Raw genomic sequence first — 22,877 nt, 5'->3', positions numbered from 1 at the left:
ACATATTGTGGGAGTAAACCCATGATCGAGAGTCTTTGCAAAAGATATGAAAAACCCGCAAAGCATTACTGCCCTGCGGGTTCTGATGTGACAGGAACGTTATATATTCCCTTGACCGTGCTGACTCTGGATAGAATTCAATCGTCTCTTCTCCTCGATGAACATTTCCTCTGCCAACTCAACACCTTGCCCTCCGAGCGAAAGCTCTGCTTGTCGCATCGCCTGCTCCGTGTGTGCCAGACGTCGTTCCGCCTGTACAATGGTCTGTGCCGTCGGATGAGACATGGCCTGAGATACAGCATAATGAAGCTTGTTCACCGCATTTTGCGCCTGAGATACGGTGGTATCGGCTTGCAAACTGGAATCATAACGCTTCGGCATGAGTATTCCTCCTTGGGATTATCATGTTCCTGTTACCCCTTTAGGATGGATAACACAAGCATTCCTTATTCTTCTTTTGTATTTTTATCGTAACTTTAGTTGATTACGCTACGTTTATTAGATAATCATGTGAGTCGGGAGGAATTCATTTGAAGAAAATATTACTGACACTCTGTATGCTGCCCTTCCTCATTTGGGTACAAGGCTGCGCTCCAGCTACATACGAGATAGAAGGATATACAGCGTCATCCATGAACCCAGACATCCCGGTTCCAACCAATGCAAAACTTATTGAAAACATAGCTTATTCCGATCATCCCACTCTTAAAGAAGGTGTTAAGTATGAGCTGAAACATATTGGGGGTGAGCAAGGACTCTACCCGCCAATGGATTATTTTCAGAAGCTAGCGGATACAGGATGGGTGGAATTAGAGGAAGAACGACTGGGGCATGTACATTTTCTGAAAAAGGATACTGCCGTCATTGCCATTGAAATTCAAGAAGATTCCTTCCAAATTACTGAAATGGTCAAAGGTGCTATGGAATAAAACATCCTTTCACTGCTACCCAAACGCAAAAAAGGAGAGGCACGTAGCCCCTCCTTTCTGATGTGTGGACAGTTTTCTCCACTCACCTTGTTATATCCTATTACTTCACGAACTTTGCAACTTTGGCGAGCACTTCTTCTTCTGTCGGCGCACTGATATACCGACCATTAATAAAGACAAATGCACGTTTCGCGCAAGGACCGCAATAGGATTTGCACCCAATCTTGATCTCCGTGTCTGGAGCCATTTTTTGCAACTTGGGCACAATCGATTTCAGTCGGACATGATTACACTTTTCGCATACGCGGATATCGTTAGCCATGAGTTCCCCTTCTTCGCGCCCTTAGTGGTCGCCGTGATTACCTTGGGACGGATTCGTAATAACAAATCCCTCTTCCGGGAAGTAGAGGTAGTCAATTTTAACACCGTTCAACAAAGGCTGGTCATTTGCAAGAATGACATCAATCTCTTTATCGGTAGATACAACTGTATCATTTTCTTTTGGTGTGTCGATATCAAGCCCGTAGTGAGCATGGTCACCATGTGCATGGGTGATGACAACGCGCAGTTTTTTCCCTTCGTTTTCCGGCTTGTCCAATTCAAGCTTCAATACTTTAGCAGCATTACGCGTAATTTTGCAGTTCATTCTCTTCATCTCCTATATTGTAATTGCAGGTTTCAACAATTTCAGCATTCTTAAACTACAGCATCTATTGTAAAGAAAGTTACCGCTCTTCGCAATAACATTGATGCGAATTCAATGTTAAAATGATCCATCGGGCCGCAAATTAAGAAGGTGTCCCCTCCTGAAGCACAGGATATTTACGTTCTGCCCGGCTTACAAACCAGTTCATCAGAATCAAAGTGACCCCGATATCATCGATGGGCATAAACGGCATTACGTCAGGAAGTACCCAGTACAACAGCGCTGGAATAATAAACAACAGCTTTTCTCCCAAAGGAATCTGCGGAGCCCGGAGCAGCCGGGGGAGCCTTTTGAAAACTTGTGTCCATCGTTTGAACGACAGTAGTCTTCTCCACTTCATTTGAATCCCTCCGTATAATTATATATGTCGCCGAAAAGGCACATCCATCATTACCCGTTCGAAAACCATTCAGAACGAATGACGTAACATGCCATTATAAAAAATAATAAAAACGGAACGTCGCTCATAGCGTCCGTTCCTGTTATACGAATGATCTACTGTTAAGTTTCACACCTTCGTAATTCGGGGTCTTGCCTTATTGTCCATTGGATAACAGTTCAGCCAGCAACATTCCCACTTCTATACAAATATCATCAAACTGTTCTACGGGAAGCGGATTAACACCCAATCCAACTTCTACCGTGAAGCCCGGTCTACCGAAATCTTGAATAAACCAGTCCTTGTATCCGGCATCACTGCCACCGAGCTTCACCGCCTTGTAGCCGGAAGCTTTGGCGAGTCTACGCGACAGCGGTCCACTCTCCCTGGGTTCCAGATCACGGTAGTTCCAATAGATCTCCTGTCCCTGACTATGCAGGGATACAACCGCATCAAATGTGTGTTGCCGCGTCCACTGCGCAAGCGCCTGTGCCTCTGGTTCTGTCAATGGCGCTGTTCCCGCATAATCCCTGGGGCCAGGTGAGGTAATACCCCTTCTCGCTGCCTCTTCATCCCAATGGGCTGGAAATTGATCATTCAGATCCACCCCTCTGATATTGGCCTTCCAATGGGTGAAATGTGATCTGTCCGCATTCCAGGCTAACAACTGCTGTGCATGTGGATGCTGATTGACCACACCTTCCTGAACCAGTTCAACCCCGTCCGGATTAACCATCGGCACGGCCCAGAGTGTCGTCTCTTGCATCCAGCGATCTGTCTGGTATTGATGCCATGTCCTATGCGTACCATACGCCTCGGCATACTCTTCAATAAACTTCATCAGAACTGCTGTTGTCAACCACTCATTCGCATGAACGGAAGCGTTAACATGGATATGTCTCGCCCCTTGCCCAATACGCAAATAAGGCAGCGACTTCCCCATGACACTTGTTCCAATGGACCCCGTTTCAATAAACGGGTATTGATTCTCCAGCTTGTCTATATCCCTGATTAATTCTCGATAACCATACTCTCCCTGAATCTTTACAATAGTTTTTCCATTCGAAGCCGGAATATGAATACAGCGACCAACCCAGTCGGTTATATTGGTGATTTCGGGATTGGCCTGGCGCAACACCTCTTCGTCCAGACCAAATCTCCCTGCAATCTCCCCTACACGTTCTCCAGGCGGTACAGCGTATCTGCGACCTGTCCCGGGGGCAATACGCAGCATCTGACCTGCCAGCAAGTACGGCTGGGAAGCCACTTCCGGGTTTAGTGCAGCAAGGAACTCTTTGGTCATATGGTGTGCTGACGCAATTCGCGGCAACGTATCTCCCCGCTGAACAATAATCCACTGTAGATCCATGTTGTTCTCCTTTCCACAGGAAAAGACAGGTCTCCTGTCCGTTCTGACCGATTTCGTGTCTGTACCATATGTATGCAGGTAAGGTTGTCCGTCATGTGACAAGAATCATGTTTATCTCCGGTTAATGCATAATGACGACAAAAAATCCCGGAACTTCACAGTTCCGGGATAGTCCACAACCAAAATACATTAATTAAAAGTCTTATTCATGCATAATTTGAGTATAACTATGATAATTGCGTAACTTGCCAGACAACAGGGGTCTTGGAGATCTGCTCCCCCAACCATCGGCGGGTGATATTCTGGAACATTCTCGGGTCACCCGTGCAGAAAAATTGATGCACCGGAGTCTCATCCCCACTGGCCAGCTTTCGTTTATCATATAAAATTGTACTGATTTCACGTGCCGTTTCATCTGCTGAACTGATTAACTTTACTTCCTGCCCCATAACTTCCTGAATCGTGTCCATGAGAAAGGGATAATGCGTACAACCCAGAATAAGACAATCAATTGGCTGTTGTTTGATCTCGCCCAATGATTGTTCCACCGTATGTGTCGTGTGCTCGGAACGAAATTCACCTTGTTCCACCAACGGCACCAGCGCCGGACAAGCCTGACTGACCACATCAATATAGGGGGACAACTGCTTGAGTGCCGATGTATAAGCCCCACTACCTATGGTACCTGTGGTACCAATCACACCAATACGTCCTGTACGCGTCGCTGTGATTGCGGCCCGCGCACCTGGATGTATAACACCAATGACAGGCATATTCACCTTGCCACGGATATACTCCAACGCGGCTGCTGTTGCTGTGTTACAGGCGATAACGATAACCTTCGGATCGAATTGGATCAAGAAATCAACGATTTGTTCCGTAAATTGTTTTACTTGTTCGGACGAACGGGGTCCGTACGGTGTCCGGGCAGTATCCCCAAAATAAATGATCTTTTCCCGCGGGAGTTGACGCATCACTTCCTTGGCGACGGTCAATCCCCCCACACCGGAGTCTAATATAGCGATTGCTTGCTGCACGAACACACCGCTTCCTTCTTCATTGAATTGGTTCTCAAAACGATTGTTTCTCAGAGCTTTCTTCCTACCGTATGAACATTCCGGCAAAAAGGTACCTACATCTTACCCGATTTCATCGCAGGGTTCAAATTAAATCCACGCGCTACGTCATCTATGTGTGGACACGCAACAAAGCAGGCTCTCCTCTAAATAGAGGAAAGCCTGCTTATCCTAAGCTTTGCTTAGTTGTCGTCCTTGGACTCATCCGCAGGAAGCTTCGCTACGATGTCAATTCCGGGTTCATCCACTGTTTTATCGATATCGTTATCCACAATGGCTGCCGAGATGCGAATTTCTTTCCCTTCAGCGCAATTACGCCAGGATTGAATATCCTGAATCACAACATCTGCGGTCTCTTTAACTTTGGATACAATCTGCGAACTTTGTTCTCCCACGATACCAGCCAGTTCCTGACCTTTCTCCGATACCTGACGAGCACCTTCTGTAATATCCTGACGAAGTTCACGCCCTGATTTCGGTGCCAGCAATAATGCCGTTACTGAACCAACCACGGAGCCAATAAGAGCTCCCCACAACAAACTTTTGTTAGAATCCTTCACGTCACATCTCTCCCTTTACTATTGTTTAAGTACCGGATCAGAAGCAACGGTCTGTCGCTCAGCCATCCGGGCGAATGCCTACTCTGTTGATGCATTATAAGCAGCACAGGCTTGACTTGACACTCCAGATGTTAAAAATAATCTGAACGCCCTTTTTGAATGGATGCAAATGACGGCTTAAACTCAGTTCTGACGAGCCGGCTCGAGATCAGCCGCGGCATGCTCATCCCCCGGGTCCAAATCAATCACATATCGTCCAGGTGCAATCAATGCTGCCTGATGTTCACAACGCCAGCGACGTCCACCTGAAGAACCCAGTGTCTGTCCATCTTGCAGAACATCCCCCTGATCAAATATGTAATATGCTGCACCCAGTAAGGTCTGAGCCACCGTATCGGGATCAAGACCAACGAAGTGACACTGGACATCAGGTACACCCAGCGCAGATAATCCCACGGTATCCATGACCAACCCGCGCTGTTCCTCTGTACCTCCGGCTTGATACATTCGAACGTTCATGGCTGCATACAGATGTTCCTCACGTTCCTGAGCTTGCGTGTATGCTTCCGGTTCAACCAGCTTATCACTGCCATACCAATACAGCGCGTCACAGGTCACACTCTCCATGATTGCCAGTACAGTCTTCTGAAACAGCTCCAGGCGCTGTTTACGAGGCATGGCAGCCGTGAACATATCATGTATCCGAATGGAGTAACGCGCAGCTTCCACAGCTTGTCCCACTTCCGGCCAATGCCATGCTTGTTGCAGAGCACCGCCAAAGCGAGCACGATCTGCGATTTCATTCACAGGAAGCATGCAAGTCTGAGCAGGGATATCCCCTTCCTGGAAGGATACCTTGTGGTCCAGATGATAGAAGACAAGCATCTCATGCTTTTGCCCTCCGCTCTCTTGTTTCACATCCAGTCGGACTTGTCCTGTATGACGGATCATAGCTTCCTGCAAACGCAGGCGATCCACCTCTGGACGTTCCCGGAACAAAAGTTCAACCATATACACCGGATGGAATCCGGAAGGTGTTTCATTTGTTTCGTTACTTTCAGTATTTACTTCATTGAATTCTTTTGATTCATTTGTCATGCGATTTCCCTCATTCCTTACGCTGTCCCTCGGCCTGTGCCGTATTGAAAGGACCAAGTTCTTTTTCCACGTAGGCGCTAACCTGAGTAGTAAAATGTTCAAGTATACTCGGCAACTCTACGCTAAGTGGATGGAGCTCAGACCGCTCCCAAGTGTAATAATCCTGCACCAGTGGCTTGCGTAACGTGACAAGCTGACGCAATATCTCATAGGTCGGATTATCAAAAACCTTTTCTTCATAATTAATCTGAATAATATCATCATAGCTGCTTGCATCTCTCATGATGAAGCCGTCTATCAGATAACTTCCCACATCGGTAACAATCTCGATCGCCAGGTGAAGACAACGTTCCTGTACCATACCCAGCATGAGACTGCCATCCCAAGCTTCTGCTGCCCCGCGAAGCCCTTCAGCTACTTCCGGTACAGCAGCAAGCCGGCGGGCAATCTGTTCTCTGTTCACATAATACATTCGTTCACTTCCCGTTCAGTGAGTTATCGGTTCCGTTTCCCTCTTCGCTTAAGCCAGAATATCATCACAGGACAAGCGATTAGAAACACAACAAAAATATATAGAAATTCCATAACGTCTCTTAAATCGCTCATGCAGAGTCCCCTTTATCTCAACGTAGTTTGAATGATAGATCAGATTTCGTAGTCCACTGCAATTGACTGTTCTCTGACTTCGTTCATGTACTTGATAACTTCCTGATGAAGCGGGTGTACCTGATACGCCTGGAGATCCTCCAGTGACGCAAACTCCGCTGTGAGTGAAATGTCGAACGATCTCTCCGAGCGAAGCACATCAATCCCGATTTCAAGTGAAACCAGGACATCAATTTTACCTTCCAGATTGCGAAGCACCTGAGCTGCAGCTTCAATGCTTTCTGCTGAGCGATCTTTCATTTTGAACAGGACAATATGTTTTATCATCTGGGCAAACACCTCGTTTAATATAATAGTAGAAATGAATGAATTTTCATGTATCCAAAATATATCATAACGTTCTCTATTACGAAAGGATACTTGGAAACGTTCTCTTGATAAGAAAAACTAATCCGAACCGTTTCCTTTCGATTCGGATTTCTTTTGCGATCCATCCTCCGTCTGTTTCTCGGAGTCATCCTGCAAAGTTTGTCCTGTTTCAGCCTGCTGTTTGATGTTGTCCGGGGTTTGCTGCGGTTTGGACCATTCACGATTCGTCAGATACTCCTGATCCTCCTGTTTCTTCAACACTGCAATGGCCTGTCTGAGCTTTGCAGGCAATGGAAGACCGATTTTGGCATAATTCTCGGTAATCGAAATGAGTTCATTCACCAGATAGAAATAAATAGCTCCGCCTTTGATAAAATCGGTTCCCATGATCAGATCAATTCGATGAGCAAGCAAAACAACGGTCAGCATGAGCCCTTTGCGGGCAATCCCCCAGAATCCAATGTTGCTATTCAAGCCGGTACCTGTTCTTACCGCCGCTGCCAAACCTGTTATATAATCCACAGCCATCGCGACCGCGAGCAGGCTCAGCAATTGATCCCATCCGCCAAAAGCAAACGTAACAAATGCTCCCGAGATGACAGCAAAGGTATTCACAGATAGATGCACGTTCCTCACCTCTCCTTTACACTTGAGTATCATACAATATATGTAAAAGTAAGAGATTTGACAGGTCACATGTCATGCTGAACATGCGGATTTATCATTTCAGATTTGTGCACATCCTCTTCGCAACAGGGGAACGAAAATCACATGCTTTTGGGGAATTCAGGGAAATAAACCGCATCATATCAACAAAAAACAGATAAAAGTTCTTTAGACCTAGTAATAAGTAATTAGAACTATATTATTTTTATTCCTGTCCAATTTCTCCCCTCATTTTTAGTGAAACATTGTAATCTAGGAATATACTAGGATGTGAATTGCGCATGGTCTAGTTCGTAGTTCCCTCTTTATCGTGGATTGACGCATTGACGCATTTGTAACCGGTAATCCCGGCACTTGAAAGTACCCCGTTGTTTATTGTAGTATTTGGTTAAAAAAAATCGGAGGAAATATGCCTAATCAACCAGAACAACATTCCATCCAGGCGTGGTCTCTGATCAACCGTAAATACTTGGGAAAAGGCGTCCGTGTTAAACGATTCCGAAAACCGACACGCTGTCAAATCCGCAATCGTGTTCTTCTTGCCGTGCTGATGGCCAATGATATCAAGTTGTCCCAGCTCGCTGAAGACCTTTCCATCTCTTCACGTAGTGTCAGTGCGTGGGTATATGAAGGACGGATACCCGGCAGTACCAATTTGGACAAGACTTGCCAATTACTCGGCTACCCGCGTCATATTCTCTTCAATGAAGAAGTTGTACGTAATAGCCCTGTCATATGTCAACCCGAGTCATCTCGCTTCATGAAGCGTACGGTGACCCGTTCTCCGGTTAGTAACCGTATTTTGACAGGCTTGTGTATGGTCCATGATCTGTCGGTGACAGATGTCAGCCACTGGATCGGGGTTCATCCCGGCACTTTCCGCAAATGGCTGCATCAGGGAACACTGCCTTCTGCTGCATTTCAGGAACAAGCGGAGCAATTTTTCCGTATCCCGAAAACTATTTTGTTCGCAGATGTCATCTTGAAAGATCGTCGCAACAACTAAATAAGCGAACAGCCAAAAGGCTCTGATCTCCCCATAGGGAGGCCAGAGCCTTTTTTAAAATAAATGCATGCCTTCTCTCTCGGACTTGAAGCACTGTTCTGGCTATTCCAGCATAAATGTCAGATAACCTACCCTTTTTCGTCTTTTGCTCCCAAGGAGAGCCATCACAGCCTGCTACAAGCGAAGTTAATGCATTTCATCATGATCATTCTCTCTAAAAGGTCATCCTAATCTCGTGTTTAACACTTCATTGATATATCTCAATCCGGTATATCGAGGACGAAGCGTATGCGCTGTGTTGAATGCATGTTCCACCATCGCCGGGGTTACACCGAGTTGCTCAGTAGTCACAGGGCCACCTACTTGTTCCAACCATGCGATGAGCTGAGAAGCCTCCGGCAATTGGTCATATATCCCAAACACCGGTTCACCCGATGTCTGTGCAAGTTCTTTATATTTCACTGTAAGTAATGCACATGCTACGCCAACTTTGGCACCATGCAGAACCGGTCTTTCTCCCGCTTGCATCAGATCCATCTCCAAAATATGGGACAGATGATGCTCACCTCCAGATGCCGGACGAGAATGGTCAATGATCAGCATGGAGATACCGGAAACAATTAAGGCGTCCATTAATACAGCTACTCCCTCTGCTCGCCCCTCCGCAATCGCTTGTACATGATCTATGCAGGTATGCAGCGCTTCTTCTGTCATCGAATAAGCAACCGGACAGAACGGTTCCCCGCCCAGATCACGAGAAACAATCCAGTCTGCAAGGGAAGTATATTTGCCAAGCATATCTCCGAATCCGGCAGCTGTCATCACTTGGGGAGCTTGCTCCAGGATATTCATATCGGCAAAAATGGCTTCAGGCGGAACAGCCTGAAATGTCTGTTTGATTCCGCTTACAATTAAGGGTGCACCAGCAGAGGTAAAGCCATCTACTGAAGCCGCTGTCGGTATCGACAGAAAGGGCTTATTCATTTTGGAACAAACAAATCTCACCAGATCATGAATGGTACCTGAACCCACCGCAATTACAGCCTGACTTTCGAGTCTCACACCCAACATAACCTGCACAATAGCTGCTTCATCCGCAATGATATCCCCCGTGCGATTCTCCGGAAGAGCGATCTCATCCACATGCATTCCCGCTTCGCGAATACTACTCAGCACATCAGATCCGGCGGCCCGAAACGTATGTCGATCATAAACAACCGTCACCTGACGATATCCTTGCTCAGACAAATAACCCGGTAACCTCTGAATGGCCCCAGCTTCCAGATGTATCAGCATATCCACCACTCGGTGTTGATGACCGCAAGCACACTGCTGTGCTTCCTCATTCCATGCTGCAATTCGTTCGTTCATATTCATTCGCTCTTACCCTCCCATATGAGATATCATGCATAATTAACGGGTTAAAACCACAAGATAAAAAAGGAAATAAAATGTGATGATTTTCCTGATCACACTTTACTGCCTGTATCCAATATTTGCAAATCCATATCTCACATTTCCAAGTAGGTGAAGCAATGAAATTAACGAAAGAATTAGGAATTTCGCTCGGATTTCTCGCTGGAACCACTTTTGGCAGCGGTATCGCTTTTTTGTTTCGTCTCCAGTCGGTTGAAGTGGTTGCCAGTGTAACGCTATTTGGTATTGCAGGAGCCATTGCTGGGATCATCACGGCAGTCATTCTGCGCCAGCGGCAACATTAGCATTAGCATGCTGGTAGCAAAATGTAGGCTTCACACGAATGATCCACAAAATAAAAAAAGGTTCGTGAATTGCCCTAGAGCAACTCACGAACCTTTTTTTGTTAGATGCGGTCGAGAGGACTCGAACCTCCACGGGGGTTAGCCCACACGGACCTGAACCGTGCGCGTCTGCCAATTCCGCCACGACCGCATAATATGTATCTCCTCATCCATCGATGAAAAGCGTTCCGGTGAAACAATTCCTTGTTTTACCGTAATTCAGAGTATACATGCTCCAAAATAAAAATGCAACTTCTTTTTTTACTCATTCAAGAATAGGACATATGTCCTTTTTTCTCAACTTCAAACACCCTATCGTAGCATTAATCAACAAATATACCATCCATAAGAATGCAAAAATGAAGGAGAGATCCACCTTGAAAACAACCCATCTGTGCTTTATCGGTGCAGGGTTTCATGCATCCACGAATATTTACCCTTCTGTTGTTGAAGCCGGAGCGCAGATCCAGGCCATTGCCACACGCAGTATGGAACGCTCTGAAGCAGCTCTGCTGCGATTTGGCAGCAACGGACAAGCGTATGATAACGCTCAGCTTATGTTACAGCAGGAAACTTGTGACGGTGTCGTTGTGGTCGCCCAGCCTGTAGATCAGACCGCTCTTGTTCTCGAATGCATTGGGGCTGGCAAGAATGTATACGTGGATAAGCCGCTCGGATGGAACGCAGCGGAAGCCGCCACTGTAGCAGAAGCTGCCGAGCAGGCTGGCGTCGTTGTCATGGTTGGTTTTATGAAACGTTATGCCCCCATATACATGAAGCTGAAGGAGATCATTGATAGTGGTTCGCTAGGTAATGTACGTTCATTCCAGATGAAATTCGCTGTAGACAGTACCCCATTTTGCAAGGATGAGGAACAGTTCATGAAGCTCGCTGCCATTCATATGGTCGATCTGATGCGTTACTTATTCGGAGAAGCAATACGAGTTACAGGCACAACCGTGAAGGACGGGGAACACATTAATCAAAGCATTTCCCTTGTATTTGAGAATAACGTAGTAGGCAGCGCTTATTTTACCGGCATGAGTGCTTGGTCACGGGAGAGTGAAAGTGTACTCGTCACCTTTGACAACGGATTTGCGTCAGCTGAAGAGATCAACACACTTACTGTTCATCAATCCCGAAGCTCGACCAGCCTTCCCTGGAAATCTCTCGAGGAGCAGGATACTGTATATACACCTTCCGGATCTCCCATGTCCGGAGCTTATCGTGACCTTTATCTACGCGGGTTTGTTGGTGAAATGGCGCACTTCATCGCGTGTTGCCAGAATCAGACTGTCCCACATTCCAGCGCCAGGGATAATATTGCAACAATGGCTCTATGTGACTCCATTCTATCGTCACTGAAGTAGCGTATATACGCTCATCATCATATTTTATACTTCCAGCGAAGAGCCTGAAACCGGGGCTCTTTTTTATATTATAGACATCAGCACATCTGCCTTCGCCTAGAATTAGGGTTTATAATCCGCATCATAAGTGATATGCTCTTTCATGAACTATACGTACGTTATGTAATATAACCACCCAAATAGATACTATAGAAAATCACCGGAAAGTGGAGGTGTACTTATAATGAAAAAGGACGCAACCAAGCTATGTCCCGCGCCATACGGCTGTTCCGTGGAAGTTACCCTCAGTGTGATCGGAGGCAAATGGAAAGGTGCCATTTTGTATCATTTATTCTCCGGTCCTTTGAGATTTAACGAGATCCGAAAATTGTTTCCTGACATCACCCAGCGTATGCTCACCCTGCAACTTCGAGAGTTGGAAAGCAGCGGAATTGTTCATCGTGAAATATACCCCCAGATCCCACCGAAAGTGGAGTATTCCCTCACACCATTTGGTGAAACGTTACGGCCGATTATCTTCAGCATGCGAGATTGGGGAGAAACGTATACAAATGAGGTTCTAGCCAGATCCTCACAAGAGGTATAGTACACAAAAGAAGCTGTCCCTGGTGTTTAGGGAACAGCTTCTTTACTTGCTTCTTTACTTGCTTATTTAATAACCGATTGGATCGTAACCGTACGGTTACGTCCCTCTTCCTTCGCTTGATACAGTGCATTATCCGCCAAGTGAAACAGTTCTGTGGATGTTGTGGAGTGCTTCGGATATTCAGCAATTCCAGCCGAGATGGTCACGGAACGATCTATAGGCAATACGCTTTCTTCGACCGTTATTCGGATACGTTCAGCAATCTCAAAAGCGACGTTAGACTCGGAATTTCTTAACAAGACTACAAATTCCTCTCCACCAAACCGGGCGCAGACATCTTCTGGTCGAACAGACAATTGAATGATATTGGCAATGTGTTTTAATACTTCATCCCCAGCATGATGCCCGAATGTATCATTAATGGACTTGAAGCGGTCGATATCCAGAACAATAATGGAGAATGGCGCCTCATCCTGAATCCATTCCTGAATGACTTCTTCGAAGGTTCTGCGATTGTTCATGCCTGTTAAAACATCTGTTCTGGCATCATAGACAAGCTGGTTTGTCTGTTTCCTAAAGTTCGCCAATGCGCCAACAACTGCTCTTGTTAGAAGGTCTGCCTCTCTATTCCAGTGAGGTTTCATCACAGGCAGTTCTACTTGTCCCTTATCGACCTGATTCACCAAATCAGCCAGCATAGCAAAAGGACTGGCCAGCTTGCGTGCAACCCGAACCACAATAAGGGTCAGGATCAGGAAAGGCACTGAAGTGTACAGCAACAACATACGGATATGATGATTCAACTGATCGTACACCGTTTGGGTTGGAGACACGATTACGACGCCCCAACCTGTTGATGGAACTTTGTAATAACCTGCAAGCGAATCCACACCTGCCAGGTTTTTGTATTGTTCTTTACCGTGCTTGTTTGCTAACAGCTTTTGCACCACTTCATTTTTACTGACATTTTCACCAATTCGGTTGGTGTTTGGGTGAAATAACAAAGTGCCCTTCTTATCCACAATAAAAAAGTAGGACCCGTTACTTGTCTTGAGCTGACTGCCAAAAGACAGACTCAATATATTATTTTCCTGTAAAAAGATATTTCCACCGATTGTTCCTTGATACTCCCCTGCCGAATCAAAGATCGGTTCACTGACAAATACAATTCTGCGTTTGGTTCTGGGTGTCTGGTACGCTTCGGAGATATACGAAGTCCTCAAGCTAACCGCTTCTTTTGCTGCATTGGAACTAACATGGTGACCTACGCTAGCCTGTGAGTAAGGTGAGGTAGACCTGACTACTCCCGCTTTATCTACCAAAGAAACGGAATTAAAAAAATTACTACTATTGCGAACCAAATCCAATGTGGAATTCAACTCTTTTGTATTGGAGTGATCCATATCCGGGAAATAATTGGCTGCATATTTCAAGCTCTCTTGCATGGAATAAAAAAGCGAATCCAGCGTTTGACTCATTTGCACAGCGCTTGCATAGTTTAAGGACAGGGTGTTATCAATGAGTGACTGTTTCTGAGATGTATAAGATGAGATGACCATGAGGGTCAATGTCATTATAACTGAAATAGTGACCAACCCGCCGAGTAAAGCCGTGAGGCTGATCTTCTTGATGTTTTTTATTTTTCTTCGTAATCTTCTAGATCTCTTGATCTGTGCAATCATCGTTTACTTCCCCCGGATTTTCATGAAAAAGCATATTCCTTCTATCTTATACGAAAGTTGTTAAGATCAAATAAAGAGACTGAGAAATCTTAACAATTACATCGTAAGATTGACGATTTAATGACATTTTACTTTCCCTGGAAGAATCACTGTTCAGGATCGCCCTAATCGACAATGATATATCCTTCTTCTGGCTCTTGTTCAACAAACCCTGCCATCTGACGAACCTGAAATTCGATCGGGTGATGACTACCCATTAAAATGCGATTCTGAACTTCATCCGCTGTTTCTGTAGGTAATGCGAATGCACGTGTATAGGCAAACTGTGCCTGAAGTGTCGTATAGATCGCATTGACAAGCCGATCGTTGCCCGCACGCCCAAACACATTAAGGATGACAGCTCCGTCCGAGTCCAGCTTGTCCTTGACCATCGCAAAAAAATCACTGGATATAAACTGCTCGGGTGTACCCGTTGCCGTAAAGGCATCAATAATAATATAATCATATGACGCAGCAGGTTCCTGGCTCAATAATTCACGACCATCCCCAATGAGCACAGGGCTTCCCTCATAACCAAAAAAGGTTTGGCTCAACTCCACGACCTCCGCGTCAAGCTCAGCCACTTTTACCTGACGATCAGACAAGTAGGTTGGCAATGTGCCAATACCATGTCCCACCACAAATACGGTATCAAACTCAGGATCATTCCGTTCCATTAGATGCACCATCGCTCTCGGATACTCCAACACCATCCGGTTAGGCTCATCCAGATCCATGGCTCCCTGCACAGCTGCATTGGAGAATTCTAATACACGAAACTGGCCCTTCTCTCCATAAAGCTTTTTGGTATCATATACCGTCAGCTCATGCTGTTCACTTTTATTCCGATACAGAACTCTCACTAACCGTTCTCCCTTCGATCTCTTGCACACATTCGACATATACCTTCATTCTATTACACGTGATGACAACATACCACCCTATACTTTAAAGATCATAGTACAACAAAAAAACCGTTCCGACTCATACGGAAACGGCCTTTTGATGAACCATTTAACACTTCTAAGACCCTATGGCCTCATGCAGAGCCTGGACATATGCTACACCCAGATTAGAGAGAGAAGTGCTCTTGTGGCTTATCCACCCTACATTAATGGATTCCTCGCATTCCAGCGGTACAGGAATGATCTCGTCTCCGTTCAGATCAGCGCTAAGTACGCCCGTAGAGATCGTATAACCATTCAGACCAATCAATAGGTTAAACAATGTTGCGCGGTCATTGACCTGTATGCTTTTGGGGTGAGATAACGTACTCAGGATCTCTTCGGAAAAGTGAAAGGAATTGTACTCTCCCTGATCAAATGACAGGTACGGATAATCCTGCAGTTGCTCGATTGCAACCGACTCCTGCTTCGCCAGCGGGTTCTTCACACTGATAAAGATATGGGGCTTGGCTGTGAACAAACTCGTGAAAACCAATCCCGCATCTTTTAACAATTTGTTAATTACCTTGGCATTGAACTCATTCAAATACAGGATGCCAATTTCACTACGCAGGCTTTTCACGTCCTGAATAATCTCGTAGGTCTTTGTCTCCCGAAGCGCCAACTCGTATTCATCCTGACCATACTGCTGCACCAGACGAACAAAGGCATTCACTGCAAACGCATAATGCTGCGTCGATACAGAGAAGTGCTGCGGGGATGGCTTGGCGTTCAGATAACGATTCTCCAGCAATTCAGCTTGTTCTACCACCTGACGTGCATAACTCAGAAACTCAACGCCTTCTTTAGACAGAGATATTCCCTTATTGGTACGTTCAAAAATAGTAATTCGCAACTCCTGCTCCAGATCCCGAATGGCATTCGAAAGGCTGGGTTGCGAGATAAACAACCTTTTGGCTGCTTCATTCATGGAACCGCGCGTGGCAACTTCGATCACATATTTTAGTTGTTGTAATGTCACTGCACTATTCCTCTTTTCGTATCAATTGAATCTATTATATACCAAAAGAGGATCCGAACTTAAGCCATGCTTGCTGTCGGTCTCACTACAATCTCATTTACGTCCACCTCTGCCGGCTGGCTAATGGCATACAAGATACTTTGCGCAATCGCCGAGGCAGGAATGGATATGCGCCGATACTCTTTCATGAGATCACGTGCTTCTTCATCAGAAATCGTATCCGCGAGTTCCGATTCCGTCACGCCCGGTGATACAAGGGTTACACGGATATCTCCGCCTAATTCCTGTCGCAACCCCTCCGAAATGGCGCGGACCGCGTATTTGGTTGCACAATACACCGCTGCCGTTGGTGACACGGCATAGGCTCCAATAGAGGCGATATTAATAAACTGGCCGAAACCCTGCTTTTTCATGACGGGCAGTCCAGCCGCAATGCCATGCAGAACACCACGAATGTTAACATCTATCATGCGATTCCACTCATCTACTTTTAACGATTCAAGGGGAGATAGCGGCATAACTCCAGCGTTATTTAAAATAACATCGATACGTCCATAGCGAGTTTGAGCGAGGTCAACGATGGTTTGCATCTCTTCCAATCTGGTAACATCCAGCGAATGATACTCCACCGATCCGCCCTCCAAACGAATGGAGGAGGCCAATGCCTCCAAACGTTCCATACGTCTAGCTCCAATAACTACATGTGCTCCATGCTGTGCAAGCAATCGAGCTGTTGACTCGCCAATTCCACTACTCGCACCGGTAATGACAACCACTTTCCCTTTTACATTGGACATATTTTAATCGCTCCTTATTTAGTTGTTATTGTACATTTTCTCTATACAAAACCCATGCCTGCATGGTACAAAACGCCGTCCCTGAAGTCTCCATCCGCTGTAAATCCCGTATCATCCACGTACTCTATATGTTTCCCATGAACAACATAGCGACCCTGATATGCACTTTGCCGATCTCCTCTCGCTTCATCATATCTACCGCAAGGAAGAAGTTCATGTCTGATATATCCATCCTTCGTGACCCACATCCCCACATACGGGTGTTTTGGTTCTTGTTGGTCGCCCATTGAATTGCGCTCCATTGTCTCTCACTCCTTTCTGCTTCAAAAGATTCCGTGGCTTCTCTCCATTATGTAAAGGATCAACCGTTGTACGATAGAAAAATCCCGCAGTATTCTTGCCTATTCCTCCAGAGCATTTTAAAATAATAGTAATCGTGGTTTACAAGGGGGCTGCAATTCATGCTTATCAAAACAAATGAAGCGGATACGAGCATCACGGAGCAGCAACAATTGGCTCAACTTATTGAGCATTTCACCCCAAGTGACGGGATACATCCAACAGCAATTCCATCCCTTGCCTTAATCCGTGCCTCCGAGATCTCACAACCCATATATTCCGTTTATCAGCCTTCCCTTTGCATTGTCGCCCAAGGTTCCAAATTAGTTATACTCGGCCGCGAGAGCTACACCTACGACCTGTCACAATATTTGGTGGCTTCCGTAAACTTGCCTATTTCAGGGCAGGTTGTACAGGCTACAACCGAACATCCCTATCTATGTATTCGATTAGATTTTGATTCAGGGCAGATTTTTGATCTGATTCAGGATACGCCTTCTGCACAACCCAAACCTGACCATTCAACACAAAGAGGATTGTTTGTTAGCTCAACCAAACCTTCCCTTCTTGAAGCCGTGATCCGATTGGTTCGGCTGCTGGATACACCTGAAGACATTCCTGTCCTTGCCCCTCTGTTTATCCGCGAAATTCTATATCGTATTATTCAGGATGAACATGGACATTCCATCAAGCAGTTTGCGATTCAGGACAGTCATGCACAGCACATCGCTGAGGTGATCGAAGTCATCCAATCTGATTACGCTAAGCCACTTCGGATTAAGCAACTTGCTGCCATGATCAACATGAGTTCTTCCTCACTACATCATCATTTCAAAGCGATTACCGCCATGAGCCCTTTGCAATTCCAGAAACAAATTCGATTGCATGAAGCCCGGCGAATGTTGCTTGCAGGTTCAACCGATGCCGCCAACGCTGCGTTCCAGGTTGGCTATGAAAGTCCGTCTCAATTCAGCCGGGAGTATGCACGCATGTATGGTCTCCCTCCCAAAAGCGATATCAAACGACTTCGTCATACACTCGATATTAAAAACTAGAAACAGCAAAAAGACCCGCGTCATCATGACGTGGGTTTTCGGATTCAAATAGGTAGCAGTGCCATCAAGAGAATAGGCTCTGTTTTTCAAAAACAGACATCTGGTTCTCCCCGGTAATAGGACATTCATCAGGATACATACTTCGTTTCTCCAACTTCTCGTCGATAAAATCAACCACCTGCTGTAGCGAAGCAATCTGTGCTTCAACTTTCTTCCGGTGATTCACCAGCATCTCCCGTTCATCCGGGAAATCGGCGAGATCGGAATCCATGGACATTTGTAAATAAGGCTTCATTTCCTCCAGAGACATTCCTGTTTTTTTCAGGCAAGTGATCAACTTCATCGTATGGATATCCTCCGAGCGATATACCCGATGGCGATTGGCCTTGCGTTCCGCTCGGGGAAGCAGCCCAATCTTCTCATAATAACGAATTGTATCTTCTGATAATCCGGCCTGTTCTGACGTTTCTTTAATGGAGAACACTTCATTCTCACTCATCATATGGGCCTCCTCCACATTCATTTCTCTCCATATTACAACTTGGAGCTGACTCCAAGTCAAGCATGATCCATTCCATCCCAACACCCCTTGACTTGGAGTCGACTCCAAGTTATAGAATGAGCGCAGCATACAGATTCGTTCTGTAATCCCATTCTATCTGGAGGTATATATGAATATACAAAATCAGCTTCGCACCGCTCTCATCACAGGTTCAACGTCAGGAATTGGTCTTGAACTGACACGCAGGTTACTCGCTGAGAGATGGCAGGTAATCGGTCTCAACCGTTCTGCTTTCCCATCCGAGGATACCGATATTCAGAACGCCTTACGTTCAGGCCAGCTCCGTTGGGTTCAGGCTAACCTGACCAACTATGACAGTCTGAGAACTGCACTGGATCAGATTAAATCCGATACCGATTCGATCGATGTCTTGTTTAACAATGCCGGGGGTAGCGCTGCCGAACTTCGTTTCTCTGATCAGGGGCATGAACTACACTTTGAACTTCAGACGGTAGTCCCTTACATCATCTACATGGAATTAGTTGAGCTATTACTCAAAGGACAGATGAAAACAGTTATTAATACTTCCACCACCTCGTTCAATATGGTCAGACAATTTGATATGAACATCCTGGAACGTCCAGCCGAATTCAAAAAGCTGTTTGGTCCTTATGCCACCTCGAAGCTCGGCTTATCCCTATGGACACGCGAGGTTGCCAAGTCTGCCAGTGCGGATGGCATACAATTACTAAGCGTAGATCCCGGTGGAAATAACACGCTAAGGGGCAACAAAACATCCGGCCTGCCCTTCTATATCAAACCTATCATGAAATGGTTCTTTCCTCATCCAAGCCATGGCGCTTCGCTGCTCTACAATGCGGCCTTATCCCCAAACAGACACGAATCCGGTGCGTTCCTGGTTAAAAATAAAGCGGCAGCGCTTCGTTTCACAGAGCAAGGCCCTGCTGTTTTAAAGCGGGTAAACGAGATCTACGAGCAGCGTTTTCGTACAACGCAGTCTGGAAAGACCACAATCACCCCATCTTAATCATGATGGATGGTGAGCAGTAAACATAACAAAAAAACACGCCATAGCGGCGTGTTTTTAGGTTTATAGGCTTTATGGTTTTTTTTCCTTGTTAGATAAAGACACTCAACAATAACACCATGCCAAAGGCGGCAAATCCGAGAATGGTCTCCATGACCGTCCATGTCTTAAGTGTCTGCGGCACAGACAGATTCAAATACTCTTTGACAATCCAGAATCCCGAATCATTCACATGGGACAAAATAATTGAACCTGCTCCCGTTGCGAGCACCAGCAACTCCGGACTTACCCCCGGCATCGTCATAGCGATTGGAGCCACAATGCCCGCCGCTGTTGTCATAGCAACCGTAGCTGAACCTACCGCCGCACGAATCAATCCGGCAATAACAAAGGCCAGCACGAGTGGCGACAGATGCGCACTTTGGGCAAAACCCGCTATCGCGTCACCTACACCGCTGTCTGTCAGGATACGGTTGAATCCGCCTCCTGCACCGATCAGCAAGATAATGGAAGCAACTGGGCCCAAGCAATCATTTGTATATTTCAATATCTGCTGTTTGCTGAAACCACGTGCATATCCAAAAGAATAAAAGGAAAAGAGCAAAGCGAGCAGCAGTGCAATAATCGGACTACCGATGAAATCAACGACCTGACGGAATCCGTTTGTCTCTGGTAAAATCAGATCCACAATCGTAGCGAGCAACATCAGAATCACCGGAATCAAGATCGTAAAGAGGGTGATGCCGAAACCAGGCAGTTCCCGATCTTTGGTCTCAGTGAACTGTTCCATTAGCTCACTTGAAGTCTCGACTTTGATCCGCTTGGAAATCCATGTTCCATAGAGCGGACCTGCAATTGCTGCGGCTGGAATGGATACAATCAGAGCCAGGAATATTGTTTTACCAACATCGGCATTGAAGATTCCTACCGCGAGCATCGCCGCCGGATGAGGCGGAATCAGACTGTGTACCACGGCAAGACCCGCGACAAGTGAAAGTCCGATTTTGATCAGCGACGTCCCTGTATGCTTCGCAATAACAAATACCAGCGGGAAGAGTAGCACGATCCCAACCTGGATAAATACCGGAATACCACAGATCAGTGCAACAACCATCATCGCCCAGTGTACATTCTTCTCACCGAAGACACGAACGAGTGTCTGGGCTATTCGTTCCGCCCCACCAGACTCGGCCATGAGTTTCCCGAGCATCGTTCCAAGTCCCAGAACAATCGCGATGAATCCGAGAACGCTTGCAACACCTTCTTGATAAGACTTCACGATATCCGTGAACGGCATACCCGAGATCAATCCCATAAAGACAGCGCCCACGATTAGGGCAACAAATGGATTCATTTTAAATTTGGCAATTAACAGAATCAATCCAAGAATGGATATCAGTGCGTAGAGCAGCAGACTTGCATCATGACTAAGACCGAATACGGAATACATCCGAATAGCCTCCCCCAAGTTGTTATGTTGTGTCAGCACGCAGAATTACACTGGCCCAAACGACCTGAACACTGCGCACCTTCGTATTAAGCTTAAGCTTCGATCTTCTCTACCGTCTCCAGTAGCGCACGTTCCCCGCCAACATTCCCTGGAAACACGATATATGGGATACCACTGAATTTGGCTTCTTCCCCTGTCAACCATACCGGAATGCCCGCAGCCACTTGACCGAGCACCCTTGCTTTGCGTATGGCCAGACCTTTTGTTGCCACATCACTGGATGTAATGCCACCTTTGGCAATAATGAACTTCGGTACGACTTCAAGAGATTGCACAATCTCGACCAACGCGGATGATACCGTCTGACTGATCTTGAAATTGCCCTCATGTCCTTCTACGGTGATGAGCTTACGGCTGCTGTATACAACAACATTGTTGCCCTCCGCAAGCTGTCTGTTCGCTTCAACAATCACACGTCGAATTTCTTCCGTATATCCATCCGGCGTTAATACACGCTCCACATCGATCTCCAGACTGATGATGCCCGGAAACGTAAGCAGTTGTTCCAGTTGACGAGTCGTCTTCTGCACATAGGAACCAACAACAACGATTCCGCCATGTTGTTCCTGTCCGCTTGCGATCAGCTGCTCTTTCGGCAGAAATGCCTGATCCGAGATGCCTGCATACGATTTGACAAAGGAAGCCGCCGTCCGAAAAATAAAAGCTTTCCCCTCATCCTCTGCTTGAAGCAAAGCCAGAGAAAGTACATCCATGTCTGCATAAGAGAGCGCATTCACGATAATCGGTACATTGCTTTCGGCTTTTAGCAAAATCGCTTTGACTATATCGACTCCTTGACGGATTTCCTCCAGTGAAATGGTGAGGCAGCGACTAGCCTTAATACGGCCTGAAGTCTTCTCCTCCACCCACGATGGCAGATCTCCATGCTCATACCCAAATACTTTATCCTTGGCAAATTCCGTCTCATGAACTGAAATCAACTGTTCGCCTTCAACCATATAATGCGTGTTGCCTATCGTAACCCGTCCTGCCTCGAAAAAGGCCGGAATGATCAGTTGTCCGTCATATGCACGTCCGCTGACACGCGCCACTTCTTCGGCTAGCACATCCGTCTCCAGCGGATAATAACCACGTAGCATGGAGTCACTACGACTCACAAAGGTGAAATTCGTTCCTTCCTCTGCTGCAACCTCTTGCACATTGCGAGCAATCTCCCGATTAATACGTTCCGCTGTATCTGCATCCAGCCCTCGTGTATTGGTCAAAATATAGAACAACGATTCAGAGGATCGAAACGCCTCCTGCAACAGTGGCTTGTCCCACTGTGTCAACACATCAATATCATGAACCGTCTGTACACCGGTTGGGTCATCATCCAGCACGATAATTTTGCGAGCCCTCGCATCCTGCAATTGTTTAATCTGTCCTCGCACTCCTTCAGAAGAGTTTTCCGTCCGAAGAGCTGCGGGGATATCCGATAACGTCTGATAGGTCATGTCTCTCCACCTCATATCTATATCTATTAAAATTCTTTTTTC

Annotated in this window: 26 protein-coding genes, 1 tRNA gene and 1 pseudogene; 7 read left to right on the top strand and 21 right to left on the bottom strand. The window is 46.2% G+C overall.

The window, feature by feature from the left end:
- Positions 1–99: 99 nt before the first annotated feature.
- Positions 100–381, bottom strand: coding sequence for a hypothetical protein (locus tag NSQ20_RS10350; protein ID WP_076326962.1), 282 nt, complete (start codon positions 379–381; stop codon positions 100–102).
- A gap of 149 nt (positions 382–530) precedes the next feature.
- On the opposite strand from NSQ20_RS10350, the gene NSQ20_RS10345 reads away from it, so the two are divergent.
- Positions 531–929: a hypothetical protein gene (locus NSQ20_RS10345; RefSeq protein ID WP_340032393.1), complete on the top strand. Its 399-nt coding sequence runs from the start codon at positions 531–533 to the stop codon at positions 927–929.
- A gap of 100 nt (positions 930–1,029) precedes the next feature.
- On the opposite strand, the gene NSQ20_RS10340 is transcribed toward NSQ20_RS10345, so the two are convergent.
- From NSQ20_RS10340 to NSQ20_RS10295, 10 genes and pseudogenes are all read right to left on the bottom strand, one after another.
- A complete protein-coding gene (locus NSQ20_RS10340; protein ID WP_017689421.1) occupies positions 1,030–1,251 on the bottom strand; it encodes a DUF1450 domain-containing protein in 222 nt (73 codons plus the stop codon).
- Between the two features lie 21 nt (positions 1,252–1,272).
- Positions 1,273–1,575 carry a heme biosynthesis protein HemY gene (locus NSQ20_RS10335; RefSeq protein ID WP_036609727.1) on the bottom strand — a complete coding sequence of 101 codons (303 nt, stop codon included), beginning with the start codon at positions 1,573–1,575 and terminating at the stop codon, positions 1,273–1,275.
- 142 nt (positions 1,576–1,717) lie between these two features.
- The gene (locus NSQ20_RS10330) at positions 1,718–1,975 is read right to left on the bottom strand and encodes a hypothetical protein (RefSeq protein ID WP_036670081.1); all 258 of its coding nucleotides are present in this window, start codon (positions 1,973–1,975) and stop codon (positions 1,718–1,720) included.
- Between the two features lie 196 nt (positions 1,976–2,171).
- Positions 2,172–3,383 (bottom strand): M14 family metallopeptidase, encoded by a 1,212-nt coding sequence (locus NSQ20_RS10325; protein WP_340032392.1) that lies wholly within the window; start codon positions 3,381–3,383, stop codon positions 2,172–2,174.
- Between the two features lie 227 nt (positions 3,384–3,610).
- A complete protein-coding gene (gene racE / locus NSQ20_RS10320; RefSeq protein WP_076249991.1) occupies positions 3,611–4,420 on the bottom strand; it encodes a glutamate racemase in 810 nt (269 codons plus the stop codon).
- 221 nt (positions 4,421–4,641) lie between these two features.
- The gene (locus NSQ20_RS10315) at positions 4,642–5,019 is read right to left on the bottom strand and encodes a YtxH domain-containing protein (protein ID WP_017689426.1); all 378 of its coding nucleotides are present in this window, start codon (positions 5,017–5,019) and stop codon (positions 4,642–4,644) included.
- Between the two features lie 183 nt (positions 5,020–5,202).
- A complete protein-coding gene (locus NSQ20_RS10310; protein ID WP_047842352.1) occupies positions 5,203–6,117 on the bottom strand; it encodes a DUF4261 domain-containing protein in 915 nt (304 codons plus the stop codon).
- Between the two features lie 10 nt (positions 6,118–6,127).
- Entirely contained in the window at positions 6,128–6,589 is a 462-nt protein-coding gene (locus NSQ20_RS10305) for a HepT-like ribonuclease domain-containing protein (protein ID WP_076318399.1), read from the bottom strand.
- Between the two features lie 173 nt (positions 6,590–6,762).
- Positions 6,763–7,050, bottom strand: coding sequence for a Dabb family protein (locus tag NSQ20_RS10300; RefSeq protein WP_017689429.1), 288 nt, complete (start codon positions 7,048–7,050; stop codon positions 6,763–6,765).
- 285 nt (positions 7,051–7,335) lie between these two features.
- A pseudogene (locus NSQ20_RS10295) lies at positions 7,336–7,719 on the bottom strand (phage holin family protein); the annotation flags it as partial.
- A gap of 448 nt (positions 7,720–8,167) precedes the next feature.
- On the opposite strand from NSQ20_RS10295, the gene NSQ20_RS10290 reads away from it, so the two are divergent.
- Entirely contained in the window at positions 8,168–8,764 is a 597-nt protein-coding gene (locus NSQ20_RS10290; RefSeq protein ID WP_017689431.1) for a helix-turn-helix transcriptional regulator, read from the top strand.
- 222 nt (positions 8,765–8,986) lie between these two features.
- On the opposite strand, the gene NSQ20_RS10285 is transcribed toward NSQ20_RS10290, so the two are convergent.
- A complete protein-coding gene (locus NSQ20_RS10285) occupies positions 8,987–10,141 on the bottom strand; it encodes a sn-glycerol-1-phosphate dehydrogenase (RefSeq protein ID WP_340032391.1) in 1,155 nt (384 codons plus the stop codon).
- 158 nt (positions 10,142–10,299) lie between these two features.
- Between NSQ20_RS10285 and NSQ20_RS10280 the strand changes: the two genes are divergently transcribed.
- Positions 10,300–10,485, top strand: a complete 186-nt coding sequence (locus tag NSQ20_RS10280; protein WP_036609735.1) for a hypothetical protein — start codon at positions 10,300–10,302, stop codon at positions 10,483–10,485.
- A 106-nt stretch (positions 10,486–10,591) separates the two neighbouring features.
- Here the strand turns inward: NSQ20_RS10280 and NSQ20_RS10275 are convergent.
- Positions 10,592–10,675, bottom strand: a tRNA-Leu gene (locus NSQ20_RS10275).
- A gap of 226 nt (positions 10,676–10,901) precedes the next feature.
- Between NSQ20_RS10275 and NSQ20_RS10270 the strand changes: the two genes are divergently transcribed.
- The gene (locus tag NSQ20_RS10270) at positions 10,902–11,894 is read left to right on the top strand and encodes a Gfo/Idh/MocA family oxidoreductase (protein ID WP_340032390.1); all 993 of its coding nucleotides are present in this window, start codon (positions 10,902–10,904) and stop codon (positions 11,892–11,894) included.
- Between the two features lie 223 nt (positions 11,895–12,117).
- Positions 12,118–12,480: a helix-turn-helix domain-containing protein gene (locus NSQ20_RS10265; RefSeq protein WP_036609739.1), complete on the top strand. Its 363-nt coding sequence runs from the start codon at positions 12,118–12,120 to the stop codon at positions 12,478–12,480.
- A 62-nt stretch (positions 12,481–12,542) separates the two neighbouring features.
- On the opposite strand, the gene NSQ20_RS10260 is transcribed toward NSQ20_RS10265, so the two are convergent.
- The 5 genes from NSQ20_RS10260 to NSQ20_RS10240 all read right to left on the bottom strand — a co-directional run bounded on the left by NSQ20_RS10260 (position 12,543) and on the right by NSQ20_RS10240 (position 17,226).
- Positions 12,543–14,162, bottom strand: coding sequence for a sensor domain-containing diguanylate cyclase (locus tag NSQ20_RS10260; protein WP_340032389.1), 1,620 nt, complete (start codon positions 14,160–14,162; stop codon positions 12,543–12,545).
- Between the two features lie 164 nt (positions 14,163–14,326).
- A complete protein-coding gene (locus NSQ20_RS10255; protein ID WP_036609741.1) occupies positions 14,327–15,064 on the bottom strand; it encodes a fused MFS/spermidine synthase in 738 nt (245 codons plus the stop codon).
- Between the two features lie 160 nt (positions 15,065–15,224).
- Positions 15,225–16,127 (bottom strand): LysR family transcriptional regulator, encoded by a 903-nt coding sequence (locus NSQ20_RS10250; RefSeq protein ID WP_017689438.1) that lies wholly within the window; start codon positions 16,125–16,127, stop codon positions 15,225–15,227.
- A 59-nt stretch (positions 16,128–16,186) separates the two neighbouring features.
- Entirely contained in the window at positions 16,187–16,924 is a 738-nt protein-coding gene (locus tag NSQ20_RS10245; RefSeq protein ID WP_340032388.1) for an SDR family oxidoreductase, read from the bottom strand.
- Between the two features lie 41 nt (positions 16,925–16,965).
- Positions 16,966–17,226, bottom strand: a complete 261-nt coding sequence (locus NSQ20_RS10240; RefSeq protein WP_340032387.1) for an Atu4866 domain-containing protein — start codon at positions 17,224–17,226, stop codon at positions 16,966–16,968.
- Positions 17,227–17,385: 159 nt separating this feature from the next.
- On the opposite strand from NSQ20_RS10240, the gene NSQ20_RS10235 reads away from it, so the two are divergent.
- Positions 17,386–18,318, top strand: a complete 933-nt coding sequence (locus NSQ20_RS10235; RefSeq protein ID WP_340032386.1) for an AraC family transcriptional regulator — start codon at positions 17,386–17,388, stop codon at positions 18,316–18,318.
- Between the two features lie 64 nt (positions 18,319–18,382).
- Here the strand turns inward: NSQ20_RS10235 and NSQ20_RS10230 are convergent, their stop codons facing one another.
- Complete coding sequence (locus NSQ20_RS10230; protein WP_338708922.1) at positions 18,383–18,817, bottom strand: MerR family transcriptional regulator; 435 nt, start codon at positions 18,815–18,817, stop codon at positions 18,383–18,385.
- Between the two features lie 172 nt (positions 18,818–18,989).
- On the opposite strand from NSQ20_RS10230, the gene NSQ20_RS10225 reads away from it, so the two are divergent.
- Positions 18,990–19,868 carry an SDR family NAD(P)-dependent oxidoreductase gene (locus NSQ20_RS10225; RefSeq protein ID WP_340032385.1) on the top strand — a complete coding sequence of 293 codons (879 nt, stop codon included), beginning with the start codon at positions 18,990–18,992 and terminating at the stop codon, positions 19,866–19,868.
- Between the two features lie 91 nt (positions 19,869–19,959).
- Here NSQ20_RS10225 and NSQ20_RS10220 read toward each other — a convergent pair whose 3' ends face one another.
- A complete protein-coding gene (locus NSQ20_RS10220) occupies positions 19,960–21,318 on the bottom strand; it encodes a GntP family permease (RefSeq protein WP_340032384.1) in 1,359 nt (452 codons plus the stop codon).
- Between the two features lie 92 nt (positions 21,319–21,410).
- Positions 21,411–22,835, bottom strand: a complete 1,425-nt coding sequence (locus NSQ20_RS10215) for a four-carbon acid sugar kinase family protein (protein WP_282322028.1) — start codon at positions 22,833–22,835, stop codon at positions 21,411–21,413.
- Between the last annotated feature and the right edge of the window lie 42 nt (positions 22,836–22,877).

This window comes from Paenibacillus sp. FSL K6-1122 (assembly GCF_037977015.1).
GTDB lineage: Bacteria > Bacillota > Bacilli > Paenibacillales > Paenibacillaceae > Paenibacillus > Paenibacillus amylolyticus.
This window is presented reverse-complemented; position numbering and strand designations above follow the sequence as displayed.

What these genes read in the sequence shown, in the direction of transcription:
- NSQ20_RS10350 (WP_076326962.1), bottom strand. Translation starts at nt 381, where the DNA reads ATGCCGAAGCGTTATGATTCCAGTTTGCAAGCCGATACCACCGTATCT.
- NSQ20_RS10340 (WP_017689421.1), bottom strand. Translation starts at nt 1,251, where the DNA reads ATGGCTAACGATATCCGCGTATGCGAAAAGTGTAATCATGTCCGACTG.
- NSQ20_RS10335 (WP_036609727.1), bottom strand. Translation starts at nt 1,575, where the DNA reads ATGAACTGCAAAATTACGCGTAATGCTGCTAAAGTATTGAAGCTTGAA.
- NSQ20_RS10330 (WP_036670081.1), bottom strand. Translation starts at nt 1,975, where the DNA reads ATGAAGTGGAGAAGACTACTGTCGTTCAAACGATGGACACAAGTTTTC.
- NSQ20_RS10325 (WP_340032392.1), bottom strand. Translation starts at nt 3,383, where the DNA reads ATGGATCTACAGTGGATTATTGTTCAGCGGGGAGATACGTTGCCGCGA.
- NSQ20_RS10310 (WP_047842352.1), bottom strand. Translation starts at nt 6,117, where the DNA reads ATGACAAATGAATCAAAAGAATTCAATGAAGTAAATACTGAAAGTAAC.
- NSQ20_RS10305 (WP_076318399.1), bottom strand. Translation starts at nt 6,589, where the DNA reads ATGTATTATGTGAACAGAGAACAGATTGCCCGCCGGCTTGCTGCTGTA.
- NSQ20_RS10300 (WP_017689429.1), bottom strand. Translation starts at nt 7,050, where the DNA reads ATGATAAAACATATTGTCCTGTTCAAAATGAAAGATCGCTCAGCAGAA.
- NSQ20_RS10290 (WP_017689431.1), top strand. Translation starts at nt 8,168, where the DNA reads ATGCCTAATCAACCAGAACAACATTCCATCCAGGCGTGGTCTCTGATC.
- NSQ20_RS10285 (WP_340032391.1), bottom strand. Translation starts at nt 10,141, where the DNA reads ATGAATATGAACGAACGAATTGCAGCATGGAATGAGGAAGCACAGCAG.
- NSQ20_RS10280 (WP_036609735.1), top strand. Translation starts at nt 10,300, where the DNA reads ATGAAATTAACGAAAGAATTAGGAATTTCGCTCGGATTTCTCGCTGGA.
- NSQ20_RS10265 (WP_036609739.1), top strand. Translation starts at nt 12,118, where the DNA reads ATGAAAAAGGACGCAACCAAGCTATGTCCCGCGCCATACGGCTGTTCC.
- NSQ20_RS10260 (WP_340032389.1), bottom strand. Translation starts at nt 14,162, where the DNA reads ATGATTGCACAGATCAAGAGATCTAGAAGATTACGAAGAAAAATAAAA.
- NSQ20_RS10245 (WP_340032388.1), bottom strand. Translation starts at nt 16,924, where the DNA reads ATGTCCAATGTAAAAGGGAAAGTGGTTGTCATTACCGGTGCGAGTAGT.
- NSQ20_RS10240 (WP_340032387.1), bottom strand. Translation starts at nt 17,226, where the DNA reads ATGGAGCGCAATTCAATGGGCGACCAACAAGAACCAAAACACCCGTAT.
- NSQ20_RS10235 (WP_340032386.1), top strand. Translation starts at nt 17,386, where the DNA reads ATGCTTATCAAAACAAATGAAGCGGATACGAGCATCACGGAGCAGCAA.
- NSQ20_RS10230 (WP_338708922.1), bottom strand. Translation starts at nt 18,817, where the DNA reads ATGAGTGAGAATGAAGTGTTCTCCATTAAAGAAACGTCAGAACAGGCC.
- NSQ20_RS10225 (WP_340032385.1), top strand. Translation starts at nt 18,990, where the DNA reads ATGAATATACAAAATCAGCTTCGCACCGCTCTCATCACAGGTTCAACG.
- NSQ20_RS10220 (WP_340032384.1), bottom strand. Translation starts at nt 21,318, where the DNA reads ATGTATTCCGTATTCGGTCTTAGTCATGATGCAAGTCTGCTGCTCTAC.
- NSQ20_RS10215 (WP_282322028.1), bottom strand. Translation starts at nt 22,835, where the DNA reads ATGACCTATCAGACGTTATCGGATATCCCCGCAGCTCTTCGGACGGAA.